We start from the raw sequence: 413 nt of genomic DNA on the forward strand, positions 1-413 counted from the left end.
TTTCTTTACGCTCGCGCCTCGACCGAGGTTCGAATCCATGCATGGCTTCCAAAAAAGAAAAGCCCCCGTTGCCGGGAGCTTTAAAGTCAATTGGTGCGGCGTATAGGATTCGAACCTATGACGTTCTGATTCGTAGTCAGACCCTCTATCCAGCTGAGGTAACGCCGCAACGCACGGATTATTATGCACGCGAGGCCCCGACGGGTCAAGCGACAATTTGAAAAAATTTTACGATGTGGTGATTATGCTGCTTGCGCCTCGACCGAGGTTCGAATCCATGCATGGCTTCCAAAAAAGAAAAGCCCCGTTGCCGGGAGCTTTAAAGTCAATTGGTGCGGCGTATAGGATTCCGCGCATCCGCTTCGCGGATCCGCACCGGCTTCGCCCGCCTGCCGGCGCGCTCGCCCGCTCGC

At 55.2% G+C, this 413-nt stretch carries 1 tRNA gene; it reads right to left on the reverse strand.

Features of this window, described 5'->3' with window-relative positions:
- Positions 1–91: 91 nt before the first annotated feature.
- Positions 92–168, reverse strand: a tRNA-Arg gene (locus tag ACTQ05_RS09595).
- Between the last annotated feature and the right edge of the window lie 245 nt (positions 169–413).

Source organism: Collinsella sp. LCP21S3_A9, assembly GCF_052118785.1.
In the GTDB taxonomy this organism is placed as follows: Bacteria; Actinomycetota; Coriobacteriia; order Coriobacteriales; family Coriobacteriaceae; genus Collinsella.